The following is a 13,809-nucleotide window of genomic DNA, read 5'->3' as shown; positions in this document are numbered from 1 at the left end:
CATGGAATGGGATTGGGAATTTGTCCGCCAGATCATGCCGACCCTCATCGAGGGGCTGAAGATCACGATTCTCGCGACAGCGCTCGGCTCGGTGGTCGCAGCGGTGATCGGCCTTGTCTTCGCCATCCTGCGGATGACCGCACCGGCCCCGATCGCGCGCGTCACGAGCTTTGCCGTCGAGTTCATCCGCGGCACGCCGCTGCTCGTGCAGCTCTATTTCATCTTCTATGTGCTTCCGGACATCGGAATCCGCCTGCCTGCGCTGGTCGCCGGCGTCATCGGCCTCGGCATCCACTACGGCACCTATGCCGCCGAGGTCTATCGTGCCGGCATCGAGAACGTGCCGCGCGGCCAATGGGAAGCGGCGAAGGCGACGAACCTCACGGCCCGCCAGACCTGGATACACGTGATCCTGCCGCAGGCGATCCCGCCGATGATACCGGCGCTCGCCAATTACCTGATCGCCATGTTCAAGGAGACACCCCTGCTTTCGGCAATCACGGTGCTCGAACTGATGAACCAGGCGAAGAGCATCGCCAACAGCAACTATCGCTATATCGAGCCGATGACGCTGGTTGGCGTTTTCTTCCTGATCATGAGCCTGATCTCGGTCTTTTTCCTGCGCTGGCTTGAAGCGCGTTATTCCCGGGTGGAGGAGCGCTGATGAGAAACGCCGTCCCCCTCTCGCTTGCGGCGCGCAGGCCGCGTCTCCACGACCGGCCGCTCGACAAGCGGATCGGCCTCGTCATCCTCGCCACGGACCATACGACAGAAGTCGATTTCCAGCGCATGGTCGCGTCGGACCGGATCGGGGTCTATGTCACGCGTATTCCCTATGCCAATCCGGTGACGCCGGAGAATCTGCGGGCGATGCAGCCGTCCCTCACCGAAGCGGCAGCCTTGATTCTGCCGGACGAGACCCTGGACGTCGTCATGTATTCCTGCACCTCGGCCTCCGTTGTCATCGGCGACAGGGAGGTGGCTGCGGCGATCAAGGCCGCAAAGCCGGAGGCGGCCGTCGTGACGCCGACGGCTGCCTCGGTCCAAGGCTTGCGGGCACTTGGTGCAAACAGGATTTCGGTGCTCACCCCTTACACGATCGAGACCAGCCGGCCCATGGCCGACTATTTCGCCGAGTGCGGCTTCGCTATCGACAGGTTTACCTGCCTGGGACTCACCGACGACCGCGAGATGGCGCGGATCAGCCCGAAGGAGATCGTGGCCTTCGCAAAGGACGCGGCAGCGCCGGGATCAGACGCGCTTTTCATTTCCTGCACTGCTGTTCGCGCGGCAGGCGTCATCGCCGAAATCGAGCAGGCGATCGGCAAGCCGGTCGTCAGCAGCAATTACGCCACCGCCTGGGCTTGCCTGCGCCTTTGCGGCGATCGGGAAGCACGCCCGCAACTCGGACAGCTGATGGAGCTGCTACTCGAGGGGGAAAGGCCGTGAGCGCTTCTCTCCCCGTGACGATCGACGACATCGAGGTGGCGGCACGGCGCATTTCCGGCCGTGTACTTACGACGCCGCTCGCAATGTCGGGCTCGTTGAGCGAGCTCTGCGGCGTACCGGTCGGCTTAAAGCTCGAGCACCACCAGACGACCGGAAGCTTCAAGCTGCGCGGCGCGACCAATGCAGTGCTTTCGCTTTCTGCCGGCGACCGGGCGCTCGGCGTAATCGCGGCCTCGACCGGCAATCATGGCCGGGCACTTTCCCATGCGGCGAAGGCGGAAGGCTCGGTCGCTACGATCTGCATGTCGCACCTGGTGCCCGTGAACAAGGTCTCCGAAATCAGACGCCTCGGTGCCAATGTACGGATCATCGGCAATTCCCAGGATGAGGCGCAGGAAGAAGTCGAACGGCTCGTTGCGGAAAATGGTCTCGTGATGGTGCCGCCCTTCGACCATCCTGCGATCGTCGCAGGGCAGGGGACGCTCGGACTCGAGGTCGTGGCGCAGATGCCCGACGTTGCCATGGTGCTTGTACCGGTCTCGGGTGGCGGGCTGGCAGCCGGGGTGGCGGCAGCCGTCAAGGCGCGCAGACCGGCGACCCGTGTCATAGGCCTGACGATGGAGCGCGGCGCGGCGATGAAGGCGAGCTTCGCCGCCGGCGGACCCGTGCTCGTCGATGAACAGCCGAGCCTTGCGGACTCGCTCGGCGGCGGCATCGGCCCCGATAATCGCGTCACATTCCGCATGTGCCGGGAGCTCCTCGACGACATCATCCTCCTGACGGAAGCCGAAATCGCCGCCGGCATGCGCCACGCCTATGCCGAGGAGCGCGAGATCGTCGAAGGGGCGGGCGCCGTCGGCATTGCGGCGCTTCTCGCCGGCAAGATCAAGGACATCGACGGCCCTATCGCGGTCATCCTCTCGGGGCGCAACGTCGACATGGACCTGCACCTGCGCGTGATGAACGGCGAAACGGATCCATTCCGCGAGGAGGCGGCATGACACGGATGAAGATTCTGACCGAGGCGGAATTGCGCGGCATCGTGCCGCTCGATCGCGAAGCGGTTGCCTGCGTCGAGGATGGATTCCGCTCTCTCGCCACCAAGGCGGTGGCGATGCCGCCGATCCTGAGGCTCGATATTCCGGAGCATCGCGGCGAGGTGGACGTCAAGACGGCCTATGTGCCGGGGCTGGACGGCTTTGCGATCAAGATCAGCCCGGGCTTCTTCGACAATCCGAAGATCGGCCTGCCGAGCACCAACGGCATGATGGTGCTTCTGTCCAGCAAAACCGGGCTGGTGCAGGCACTGCTGCTCGACAACGGCTATCTGACGGACGTGCGTACGGCGGCGGCAGGGGCGGTCGCGGCGAACCATCTGTCGCGGGAAGATTCCTCGGTCGCCGCGGTCTTCGGCGCCGGCATGCAGGCACGGCTTCAGCTCGAAGCGCTCGCGCTCGTGCGCCCGATCCGGGAAGCGCGCATCTGGGCCCGCGATGCGGCCAAGGCTGAAGCGGCGGCCACTGCGCTTGCCGGGAAGCTCGGCTTTGCGGTCAAGGCCGAAACCGATCCGAGAGCGGCCATCACTGGCGCCGATATCATCGTTACCACGACGCCGTCCGAGACGCCGGTCCTCGAGGCCCAATGGCTCGAGCCGGGGCAGCACGTCACGGCCATGGGCTCGGACGCCGAACACAAGAACGAGCTCGATCCGCACGCGATCGCCCGTGCCACCTATGTCGCCGACAGCCTCAAACAGACGCGCAGGCTTGGCGAGTTGCATCACGCGATTGCCGCTCATCTCGTGTCGGCGGAGGCCGAGTTCCCCGAACTCGGCCAGGTGATCGCCGGGCTGAAACCCGGACGCACGCGCGCCGACGAGATCACCATTGCCGACCTGACCGGCACAGGCATCCAGGACACCGCCATCGCCACGCTCGCCGTCGCGCGGGCGAACGCGGTGGACGCAGGTACGACATTCGAAAGTTGAGACCGGCATCCTCTGGAACGGGGCCGGAAGAACGAGGGAAGAGACATGACCCAACCCAACCTCAAATTCTCCCTTGGGGAATATGAAGCGCGGCTTGCGAAGACCCGAAAGGCGATGGAGGCGAAAGGCGTCGACCTCCTGATCGTGAGCGATCCTTCCAACATGGCCTGGCTCACCGGCTATGACGGCTGGTCCTTCTATGTGCATCAAGCGGTCATCGTGCCGCCGTCGGGCGAACCGATATGGTTCGGCCGCGGCCAGGATGCAAATGGCGCGAAGCTGACCGCCTATCTCGATCACAAGAATATCGTGGGCTATCCCGACCACTACGTCCAGTCGACCGAACGCCACCCGATGGATTATCTCTCGGGCATTCTCGCCGATCGCGGCTTTGGTTCGCTCAGCATTGGTGTCGAAATGGACAACTACTGGTTCTCGGCGGCCGCCTTCGCGTCGCTGCAGAAACACCTGCCCAATGCGCGCTTCAGCGACGCGACGGCGCTCGTAAACTGGCAGCGCGCGGTCAAGAGCGACACCGAGATCAAATACATGCGCAACGCGGCGCGGATCGTCGAGGCCATGCATCAGCGCATCTTCGATAAGATCGAAGTGGGTATGCGCAAATGCGACCTGGTGGCGGAAATCTACGATGCGGGTACGCGCGGCGTCGACGGCATCGGCGGCGACTACCCGGCGATCGTGCCGCTTCTTCCTTCGGGCGTCGAGGCATCCGCGCCGCATCTCACCTGGGACGACCGGCCGATGAAGCGGGGCGAGGGCACCTTCTTCGAGATCGCCGGCTGCTACAACCGCTATCACGTGCCGTTGTCGCGCACGGTGTTCCTGGGCAAGCCGACCCAGGCCTTCCTCGACGCCGAGAAGGCGACGATCGAGGGCATGGAGGCAGGCCTCGCCGTTGCCAAACCGGGCAACACCTGCGAGGACATCGCGAACGCCTTCTTCGCCGTGCTGAAGAAATACGGGATCGTCAAGGACAACCGCACGGGCTACCCGATCGGCCTTTCCTATCCGCCGGATTGGGGCGAGCGCACGATGAGCCTGCGTCCGGGCGACAAGACGGAACTGAAGCCTGGGATGACATTCCATTTCATGACGGGGCTCTGGCTCGAGGACATGGGCTTCGAGACCACCGAGAGCATTCTGATCACCGAGAGCGGCGTCGAGTGCCTCGCCTCCGTGCCGCGCAAGCTGATGGTCAAGGACTGAGAGCATGAGGGAGCACCACTTGCGGCCGTCGCCGATCAGCGCGACGGTCGATTTCGAGGCCAATGGCGTCCAGCACGGCTTCCTGCGCCTTCCCTATAGCCGCGACGATTCCGCCTGGGGTTCGGTGATGATTCCGATTACCGTGGTCAAGAACGGGGAGGGCCCGACTGCCCTCCTCACGGGCGGCAATCACGGCGATGAGTACGAGGGGCCGATCGCTCTCTTCGATCTCGCCCGCAAGCTGGGTGCGGCCGACGTCGAGGGAAGGGTGATCATCGTCCCGGCGATGAACTACCCTGCCTTTCAGGCGCAGACGCGGACATCGCCGATCGACAAGGGCAACATGAACCGCAGTTTCCCGGGGAGGCCGGATGGAACGGTCACCGAGAAAATCGCGGATTACTTCCAGCGTGTCCTGCTGCCGCTCGCCGACATCGTGCTCGATTTCCATTCGGGCGGAAAGACCCTCGACTTCCTGCCCTTCTGCGCGGCGCACATCCTCCCCGACAAGGCCCAGGAAGCGAAAGCCTTCGACTTCGTCCGGGCGTTCGGGGCGCCCTATTCCATGAAGATGCTGGAGATCGATGCAGTCGGAATGTACGACACCGCGGCCGAGGAGATGGGCAAGGTCTTCATCACGACGGAGCTCGGCGGTGGCGGTTCGGCTACCGCCAAGACCGCTTCAGTCGCAAAGCGCGGTGTCGCGAACGTGCTGAAGCATGCCGGGATACTCAAAGGCGAGATCGAGGCGGAACCCACGAAATGGCTGGATATGCCGAGCGACGATTGTTTCGCTTTCGCGGAGGATGGCGGTCTCGTCGAGTTCCTCATCGACCTTGGCGAAACGGTCGACCGCGGCGCAGTGATCGCGTGCATCTATCCCATCGGACGCACGGGCGTGGAACCGATCGTGGTTCGAGCCAAGATGGATGGCGTTCTGGTGGCTCGACATAACCCCGGGCTGATTAAGTCGGGCGACTGCTGCGCGGTCCTGGGCATCGAGGTGTAGATTTAGCCCGGAGTCTTAGGACTTCTTGCTCGGGACCCGTCTCCGGACTTGCTCCGGACGGCGGGTCTTTGCCTACCTGCGAAGCGCAAACGCGGCCTGCACGATAATTGGGCATGACGTGGCGGGCGGCCCAATATTTGACCATGCCAGCAAGGTGCATGAAAGCCGCGCCGAATAAACTTTTGAATTCTCTCCCGCTTTCCGGGGCTTTCCATTTGGCACGCTGCTTGCATTCATTCTTTTGAGCCCGAGCAAACCACCAGTGGCGCCCAATGTCGCGCGCCATGAGCAAGGTTGCTGGAGAGGATCGGCGCACCCGTTTGGGTGAGCGCGATGCCTGCTCGCGGCTGTTCCCCATGATCAACGATGCGTATCGCGCGAGGATATCGCGCAGGGAGATATCATGTCCGCTCTTCACCAGACGCAGTCGACCTATAAGGGCGCACCAGGACGCGCTTTGTGGGTCTCAACGGGTGCATTTACGGTCTGTTTCGCCATATGGACCATTTTTTCGATCATCGGCGTGCGCATAAAGGATGAACTCGGCCTGAGCGAAGCCGAGTTCGGGCTCCTGATCGGCATGCCGATCCTGACGGGCTCGCTCGTCCGCATCGTCCTCGGCATCTGGACCAGCCGCTATGGCGGCCGACTCGTCTACACGCTCACCATGCTGGCGGCAGCACTCGCCACCTTCCTGCTCGCTTATGCTACGACCTATCCGCAGATGCTCCTCGCAGGGCTGGGAGTCGGTCTGGCGGGAGGCTCTTTTGCCGTGGGGGTCGCCTATGTTTCGCCATTCTTTCCGCCGGAAAAACAGGGCACCGCTCTCGGGATTTTCGGTGCCGGCAACGTCGGCGCCGCGGTCACGAAATTTCTGGCGCCATTCGTTCTCGTCGCCTTCGGCTGGCAAGCCGTCGCGGAGGTCTGGGCGGCCGCGCTTCTCGTCACGGCGGTCGTCTTTTGGTTCTCGACGGAAGACGATCCGCAATTCCGCGCCCGCCGCGATGTTGGTGCACCAAAGAAGAGCTTTCTGAGCGAATTCGAGCCACTCAAGAACATTCAGGTCTGGCGCTTCTCGCTCTACTACTTCTTTGCCTTCGGTGGCTTCGTGGCGCTCGCGCTCTGGCTGCCGCGCTATCTCGTCGGCGTCTACGGCTTCGACATCGAGACCGCCGGCATGATCGCCGCCGCCTATTCCATTCCCGGCAGTATCTTCCGCGCCTATGGCGGCGCTTTGTCGGACAGGCTCGGCGCCCGCAAGATCATGTATGCCATGTTCGCGGTGTCTGCCGTCGCAACTGCCATTCTGTCGATACCTGCAGGTGCTGCCGGCGGTGCGATGCCGATCCTAGTGACCCCGATCGTCTTCGTCGTCGTGACCTTCGTGCTCGGCTTCGTCATGAGCCTCGGCAAGGCGGCGGTCTACAAGCATATACCCGTCTACTATCCCTCCCATGTGGGCGCCGTCGGCGGCATCGTCGGCATGATGGGCGGGCTCGGCGGCTTCGTCCTGCCCATCGCCTTCGGCTTCCTCAAGGATGTGACCGGCCTTTGGTCCAGCTGCTTCATGCTGCTCTTCGTCATCGTAGCCGTCTCAATGGTCTGGATGAATGTCTCGATCCGGCAGATCAAGCGCGAGGCCGACCGAGGTGTCCCGGCCGGCGCGCTTGCGCGATAGCCATTCGGATCGACCCTCCGCCGGGCCGTCGTGGTCCACGGATCCATGCGTCGCGATACCCACTTCCCTGCAGGGATAGCCAACTCCCTGCCGACTGCCCGGCCATTCAGTGCCGGGCATTTTTTGTTGGAGGGCGGACCTTGTCGTGAGGCGCTGCAGCGGTCACCGTTGACTCGATCGCAAGCACGAGTAAAGTGTGGGAAAATTGGTATGACCACTTGGCCACCTGGCCGCAGGTCGCCTCAACGGGGATCATGATGTTCTCTGCCGTGGAATCGCGTCGCCTCTATCGCCAGGTGGCGGATCAGATGCGAGCCCTGATCGAACGGGGCGAACTGGCGCACGGGTCTCGGCTTCCGGCGGAGCGCGAGCTGGCGCAGATGTTCGGCGTTTCGCGACCCACCATCCGAGAAGCGCTGATAGTCCTCGAAGTGGAAGGCTTCATCGACATCCGCATGGGTTCGGGCATCTATGTGACGGCGCGTCCGGCGCCGGCGGCCGATGCGCCGCCCGAGGATTTCGAAGGTCCCTTCGAATTGTTGCGGGCGAGGGCCGTGGTCGAATGCGCCATCGCCGAGGAAGCGGCCCGGCTGGCACGCCCGGAGCATATTTCCGTTCTTGACGACAATCTGACCCGGATGGCCGCCGCACTCGAGGATCGCCGCCTCGCGCTTGCGATCGATCGCGAGTTTCACGTTATCGTTTCGAGCATCATCGCCAATCAGACGCTGAACCGTTTCGTCGGCAGCATCCACGACATGCGCATGACGCCCTATTTCGAAAAACTCGCGAGCTACTTTGAAAACACCGATACATGGCGGGCCGCGATGGAGGAGCATCGAGTCATCCGCGACGCGATCGCGCTCGGGGATCCCGCCGCCGCGCGCGCAGCCATGCGCGCGCATCTCGACCAATCTCAGCTTCGCCTGTCCGCGAGCTTCGAAGAGGAGCCATCTGACAGCACGATACCCGCCGCGTGGAGGCGCGTCGGGCGGTAATCCACACAGCGACGACTTCACTTTGGGAGGAAAAAGATGACGATCAGACTGTTGACGCTACTCGGTGCCACCGCGACCATCTTGGCATCGGCCCTATCGGCTCATGCCCAGACGGCGCTCAAATGGGCCCATGTCTACGAAACGTCGGAGCCGTTCCATACCGAGTCCGTCTGGGCGGCGGAAGAGATCGCCAAGCGCACCGAAGGGCGTTACAAGATCGATGTTTTCCCGGCGTCGCAGCTCGGCAAGGAAGCGGATATCAATCAGGGCCTGAAGCTCGGCACCGTCGATATCATCATTTCGGGCTCGAGTTTCGCCGCCCGCGATCATGCGCCGATCGGTGTCACCTATTTTCCCTATATCTTCCGCGACCCCGCCCATATGATCGCCTATACCAAAAGCGACGTATTCAGGCGCCTGGCCGCGGGATATGAGGAGGCTTCGGGCAACCACATCACGGCCGTCACCTATTACGGTACGCGCCACACCACATCGAACAGGCCGATCGCCAAATGCGCCGACATGCAGGGCCTGAAGATGCGTGTCCCCGACGTTCCCGCCTATCTCGCCATGCCACGGGCCTGCGGTGCCAACACGACGCCGATCGCCTTTGCCGAGGTCTATCTGGCGCTCCAGAACGGCACCGTCGAGGCTCAGGAAAATCCGCTGACGACGATCGAGGCGAAGAAGTTCTTCGAAGTGCAGAAGCATATCGTTCTAACGGGCCACATCGTCGATCATCTGAATACGGTCGTTTCGAAGAACCTCTGGTCGCAGCTCTCCGATGCCGACAAGCAGATCTTCACCGAGGTGATGCAGGAGGCGGCCGTGCGTGCCACCAAGATCATCGAAGAGCGCGAAAAGGAGCTCGTCGCCACCTTCAAGGAGCGTGGCATCGAAGTGACCGAGGTCGACAGGGCCGACTTTGAGAAGAACGTCAATGAAAAGGTGAAGCTCGAAGACTTCGGCTACAACAAGGAAGACTGGGAGGCCATCCGCGCCATCAAGTGAACCACTCTCGCCGGCTCGCCTTCCATGGCGGGCCGGCGTTTCGTTTTTCCAGAAGCCGGATCATGCCATGTCCCAGGAAGTCCATTTGCAAACGACGCCAGAAGAAATCGCCCATGCCTTCGAGGAGGCCCCGCCAGCCGCGGATCTTTCCAACTATGCCTTCGAGGATTGGGTGACGCTCGCCGTCTTCTGGCTGATGGCCGGATGCGTGTTCCTGCAGTTCTTCACGCGTTACGTGCTCAACGACTCCTATGCCTGGACTGAGGAGATCGCCACGAACTGCCTGATCGGCGTCGTCTTTCTGGGCTCCGTCATGTGCGTGCGCCTGTCGCGCCACATCCAGGTCGACGTGCTCTATCATTATCTGCCGCTAACTGTCGCCCGAGGCCTGGCGATCTTCGTGGATATCGTTCGTATCGTCTTCTTCGCCTATGCCTGCTGGCTGATGTGGCGCTACGTGGCGATCGTCGCCCACGAACGTATGGTCACCGTCGACCTGCCGCGCAACATCGTCTTCTATAGCGTGATGGCCGGTTTCGTGCTGATGCTCGTCCGCTCCATCCAGGTCTTCGTGGCCAATCAGCGCCGCGGCTATTCGGTTCTCGAAAAGCCCGAGGAATTCCACAAGGTCGAGGACTGATCCCCATGCTACTGCTCGTCGGTTCCTTTCTTGTACTCATGCTGGTCGGCGTTCCCGTCGCCATCTCCATGGCCGCAGCGTCGGTCCTCTATCTGGTCTCCTACAATGTCGCGCCCGACATCATCGCGGCGCAGCGGATGATTGCGGGCGTCGAAAGCTTTCCGCTGCTTGCGGTGCCCTTTTTCATCCTGGCCGGCAATCTCATGAACTCCGCCGGCGTCACCGGCCGCATCTATTCCTTCGCGGTCGCCCTCGTCGGCTGGATGAAGGGCGGGCTGGCCCAGGTCAACATCGTCGGCTCGGTGATCTTCTCCGGCATGTCGGGCACCGCGCTTGCGGACGCCGCCGGCATCGGCACAATCGAGATCAAGGCCATGAAGGATCACGGCTATCCGGTCGAGGCGGCGGTCGGCGTTACCGCCGCTTCGGCGACGCTTGGCCCGATCTTCCCGCCGTCGCTGCCCTTCGTCATCTACGGCATGATGGCGAACGTCTCCATCGGCGCGCTGTTCATGGCCGGTGTCGTGCCGGGCGTGGTGATGACGGTGCTGATGATGCTGACGGTGGCGATCTTCGCCTATAAGCGCGGCTGGGGCTCGGATACGCCCTTCGAAATGAAGCGGCTGCTTGCGGCCTCGCTCGAGGTCGTCGTCGTGCTCGCCGTACCGCTCTTCATCTATCTTTTGATGGCGGCCGGACTGTCGATGAACCTTGCGGTCGGCATCGCGCTCGTGGTGCTGCTTGCTCTCGACTGGTATTTCGACTTTTCCGCCGTCATGGCGCTGATGACACCCATCATTCTGATCGGCGGCATGACCATGGGGTGGTTCACGCCGACGGAAGCGGCCGTCGCCGCCGTGATCTGGTCGTTGTTCCTGGGCCTAGTACGCTACCGCACGATGACGATGTCGACGCTCGCCCGGGCGACCTTCGACACGATCGAGACGACGGCATCGGTGCTCTTCATCGTCACGGCGGCGTCGATCTTCGCTTGGCTCCTGACGGTCAGTCAGGCCGCGCAGATGCTCTCCGGCGCGATCCTGACGATCACCGACAACAAATGGGTTTTCCTCATCCTGGTGAACCTTCTGATGCTCTTCGTGGGCTGTTTTCTCGATACGATTGCGGCGATCACCATATTGGTGCCGATCCTTCTGCCTTTGACCGCCCAGTTCGGAATCGATCCGGTGCATTTCGGCCTGATCATGACGCTTAACCTGATGATCGGCCTGCTTCACCCGCCGCTCGGAATGGTGCTTTTCGTGCTGTCGCGGGTGGCGAAGCTCTCGGTCGAGCGGACGACGATGGCGATCCTGCCGTGGCTCGTGCCGCTGTTCATCGCTCTCATTCTGATCACCTTCGTTCCGGCTGTCGTATTGTGGCTGCCGCAATCGGTCGGCCTGATCCGCTGATGGCAGGAGCACTCATGCGCACGCGCCTCGCCCGCCTTTACGGCCCCCGCGATCTTCGGCTGGAAGTCGCCGACGTTCCCGCACCGGGGGATGGCGAGGTGCTGTTGAAGATGGCCGCAGGCGGCATCTGCGGCTCGGATCTTCACTATTACCAGGACGGGGGCTTCGGACCCGTCCGGGTTCGGGAGCCGATCATTCCCGGCCACGAGGCTTCGGGCCACGTCGCGGCGCTCGGGGCCGGCGCCTCCGGTACTGCTATCGGTGATCTAGTGGCGGTCAATCCGAGCCAGCCTTGCGGGACCTGCCGCTTTTGCGGGGAAGGCCTCCCCGTCCACTGCCTCGACATGCGCTTCCTGGGCAGTGCAATGCGTCTCCCCCACACGCAGGGCATGTTCCGCGACTGGCTGGTGGTTCCGGCCGTCCAATGTCATCCCGCGGGTTCGCTGGTCGGCCCCGGCGAGGCAGCCTGCGCCGAGCCGCTGGCGGTCTGTCTCCACGCGGTCGCCCAGGCCGGCGAAATCAGGGGAAAAAAGGTACTCGTCACCGGAGCAGGACCGATCGGCGCGCTCGTGGTGGCGGCGGCGCGCCATGCGGGAGCCGATGAGATCGTCGTGACGGATCTGGCCGATGCGGCCCTCGACAGGGCCAAGGCCATGGGAGCGACCCGCACCGTCAATGTCCGTCGCGATCCGGCCGGGCTTGCCGCCTACGAGGCCGACAAGGGCCAGTTCCAAGTGGCCTTCGAATGCTCGGCCGCCGAGCCGGCACTACGCGGCGCGGTCGCGGCAGTTCGGCCGCGCGGCACGATCGTGCAGGTCGGCGTGACGGGCGAAATCACCCTGCCGCTCCATGCGCTGGTCGGCAAGGAGTTGCGGCTCGTCGGATCGCAGCGGTTCGACGGGGAATTCGCCCTTGCGGTCGCGCTCATCTCGGATCGCCGAATCGACGTCCGCCCGATCATTTCCCATCAGTTTCCGGTCAACGAGGCGGTTCGGGCCTTCGAGCAGGCCGGCGATCGATCCGCTGCATGCAAGGTGCAGCTGACATTTCTTTCCTGAGGAGTTCACATGCGACATACATGGCGTTGGTTCGGGCCGGTGGACCGGGTGAGCGTTCAAGACGCAGCGCAGGCCGGCGCGCACGGGATCGTCAGCGCGTTGCATCACATTCCGACCGGCGACGTCTGGCCGATCGACGAGATCGGCAAGCGGCAGGAGGAGGTCCGCGCAGGCGGGCTGGAGTGGGAGGTGGTGGAAAGCGTCCCCGTGTCCGAGTGCATCAAGACGCAGACCGGTCCCTGGCGCGAACACGTCGCAAATTGGCAGGAAACGCTGCGCCGTCTTTCAGCCGCCGGGATCCGGACCGTTTGCTACAATTTCATGCCGGTGCTCGACTGGACCCGCACCGATCTGCGCTGGACCGCGCGTCACGGCGCCAAGGCGATGCGCTTCGACCGGATCGACTTTGCAGCCTTCGACATCCATCTCCTTGAGCGGCCGGGCGCATACGAGGACTACGACACGGCGACGCGCGAGGCAGCCGAGCGGCGGTTTCGTGAAATGACGGAGGAGCGACGGCTCGCGCTCTCCCGCAACATCGGCGCGGGGCTCCCCGGCTCCGCCGACGGCTACAGTCTGCCGCAGCTTCGAGAACACCTGCGCACCTATGACGGCGTCAGTCGCGAAAAGCTGCAGCGTCACCTGGTAGAGTTCCTCGCGGAGGTGACGCCGGTGGCGGAGCGGGCGGGCATCAACATCTGTGCCCATCCCGACGATCCGCCCTGGGCGCTGCTCGGCCTGCCGCGCATTCTCTCGAACGCGGAAGATTACGCCTTCATGCTGCGGGAGGTCGACAGCCCGGCCAATGGCGTCACCCTCTGCACGGGTTCTCTCGGCGCCCTTGCCGCCAACGATCTGCCGGCCATGGCCCGCCGGTTCGCGTCCCGCATTCATTTCGTCCACCTGCGCAACGTCCTTCGCGAGGAGGAACGGACACCCTGTTCCTTCTACGAGGACGAGCATCTCGAAGGCGACACGGACATGGTGGCCGTCATTGCCGAACTGCTCAAGGAAGAGCAGCGGCGGCGCGCCGCCGGACGGGCGGACCACCAGATCCCGATGCGGCCGGATCACGGGCAGGAGATTCTCGACGACCTCTCCCGTGGGGCCCAGCCCGGCTATCCGGCGATCGGCCGATTGAAAGGGCTTGCAGAATTGCGCGGCATAGAGTGTGCTCTCTCGCACGCGACCTATGGACTGTTTGCCGCGACTCGTTGATCCTTTGCGCCCGTAGCGTCCGGAAACCGATCCATCGTGATAAGATGGATCGGCTGCCGCCGCGTGCCTTCAGCCGACTTCAATTGTTAGCCATCTTTCCGCCGGAATCACGCAAATTAACT

At 63.3% G+C, this 13,809-nt stretch carries 13 protein-coding genes; all 13 read left to right on the top strand.

Annotated elements, in window-relative coordinates; translation table 11 throughout:
- Window position 1: 1 nt before the first annotated feature.
- The 13 genes from ehuD (at window position 2) to uxuA (ending at window position 13,687) form a co-directional block, all read left to right on the top strand.
- The gene (gene ehuD / locus M1D34_RS23675; protein WP_498782542.1) at window positions 2-664 is read left to right on the top strand and encodes an ectoine/hydroxyectoine ABC transporter permease subunit EhuD; all 663 of its coding nucleotides are present in this window, start codon (window positions 2-4) and stop codon (window positions 662-664) included.
- On the top strand, window positions 664-1,449 hold the full coding sequence (eutA, locus tag M1D34_RS23670) for an ectoine utilization protein EutA (RefSeq protein WP_498782540.1): 786 nt from the start codon (window positions 664-666) through the stop codon (window positions 1,447-1,449). Before ehuD ends, eutA begins: the two co-directional genes overlap by 1 nt.
- Window positions 1,446-2,450 (top strand): hydroxyectoine utilization dehydratase EutB, encoded by a 1,005-nt coding sequence (gene eutB, locus M1D34_RS23665; protein WP_498782538.1) that lies wholly within the window; start codon window positions 1,446-1,448, stop codon window positions 2,448-2,450. Before eutA ends, eutB begins: the two co-directional genes overlap by 4 nt.
- Window positions 2,447-3,436, top strand: coding sequence for an ectoine utilization protein EutC (eutC, locus tag M1D34_RS23660; protein WP_498782536.1), 990 nt, complete (start codon window positions 2,447-2,449; stop codon window positions 3,434-3,436). The genes eutB and eutC overlap by 4 nt, the downstream gene beginning before the upstream one ends.
- Window positions 3,437-3,481: 45 nt before the next feature.
- Window positions 3,482-4,663, top strand: coding sequence for an ectoine hydrolase DoeA (doeA, locus tag M1D34_RS23655; protein ID WP_498782534.1), 1,182 nt, complete (start codon window positions 3,482-3,484; stop codon window positions 4,661-4,663).
- A gap of 4 nt (window positions 4,664-4,667) precedes the next feature.
- On the top strand, window positions 4,668-5,672 hold the full coding sequence (gene doeB / locus M1D34_RS23650; RefSeq protein WP_498782532.1) for a N(2)-acetyl-L-2,4-diaminobutanoate deacetylase DoeB: 1,005 nt from the start codon (window positions 4,668-4,670) through the stop codon (window positions 5,670-5,672).
- A 403-nt stretch (window positions 5,673-6,075) separates the two neighbouring features.
- On the top strand, window positions 6,076-7,350 hold the full coding sequence (locus tag M1D34_RS23645; RefSeq protein WP_498782530.1) for an MFS transporter: 1,275 nt from the start codon (window positions 6,076-6,078) through the stop codon (window positions 7,348-7,350).
- Between the two features lie 257 nt (window positions 7,351-7,607).
- Window positions 7,608-8,348, top strand: coding sequence for a FadR/GntR family transcriptional regulator (locus M1D34_RS23640; RefSeq protein WP_498782528.1), 741 nt, complete (start codon window positions 7,608-7,610; stop codon window positions 8,346-8,348).
- A gap of 36 nt (window positions 8,349-8,384) precedes the next feature.
- A complete protein-coding gene (locus M1D34_RS23635) occupies window positions 8,385-9,359 on the top strand; it encodes a sialic acid TRAP transporter substrate-binding protein SiaP (RefSeq protein WP_498782526.1) in 975 nt (324 codons plus the stop codon).
- A gap of 67 nt (window positions 9,360-9,426) precedes the next feature.
- Window positions 9,427-9,999, top strand: coding sequence for a TRAP transporter small permease (locus tag M1D34_RS23630; RefSeq protein WP_498782524.1), 573 nt, complete (start codon window positions 9,427-9,429; stop codon window positions 9,997-9,999).
- Between the two features lie 5 nt (window positions 10,000-10,004).
- Window positions 10,005-11,411 (top strand): TRAP transporter large permease, encoded by a 1,407-nt coding sequence (locus M1D34_RS23625; RefSeq protein ID WP_498782522.1) that lies wholly within the window; start codon window positions 10,005-10,007, stop codon window positions 11,409-11,411.
- 14 nt (window positions 11,412-11,425) lie between these two features.
- Window positions 11,426-12,469 (top strand): L-idonate 5-dehydrogenase, encoded by a 1,044-nt coding sequence (locus tag M1D34_RS23620; RefSeq protein ID WP_498782520.1) that lies wholly within the window; start codon window positions 11,426-11,428, stop codon window positions 12,467-12,469.
- 9 nt (window positions 12,470-12,478) lie between these two features.
- Window positions 12,479-13,687 carry a mannonate dehydratase gene (gene uxuA / locus M1D34_RS23615; RefSeq protein WP_498782518.1) on the top strand — a complete coding sequence of 403 codons (1,209 nt, stop codon included), beginning with the start codon at window positions 12,479-12,481 and terminating at the stop codon, window positions 13,685-13,687.
- Window positions 13,688-13,809: the final 122 nt, after the last annotated feature.

Source organism: Ensifer sp. D2-11 (genome assembly GCF_054161295.1).
This window is presented reverse-complemented; position numbering and strand designations above follow the sequence as displayed.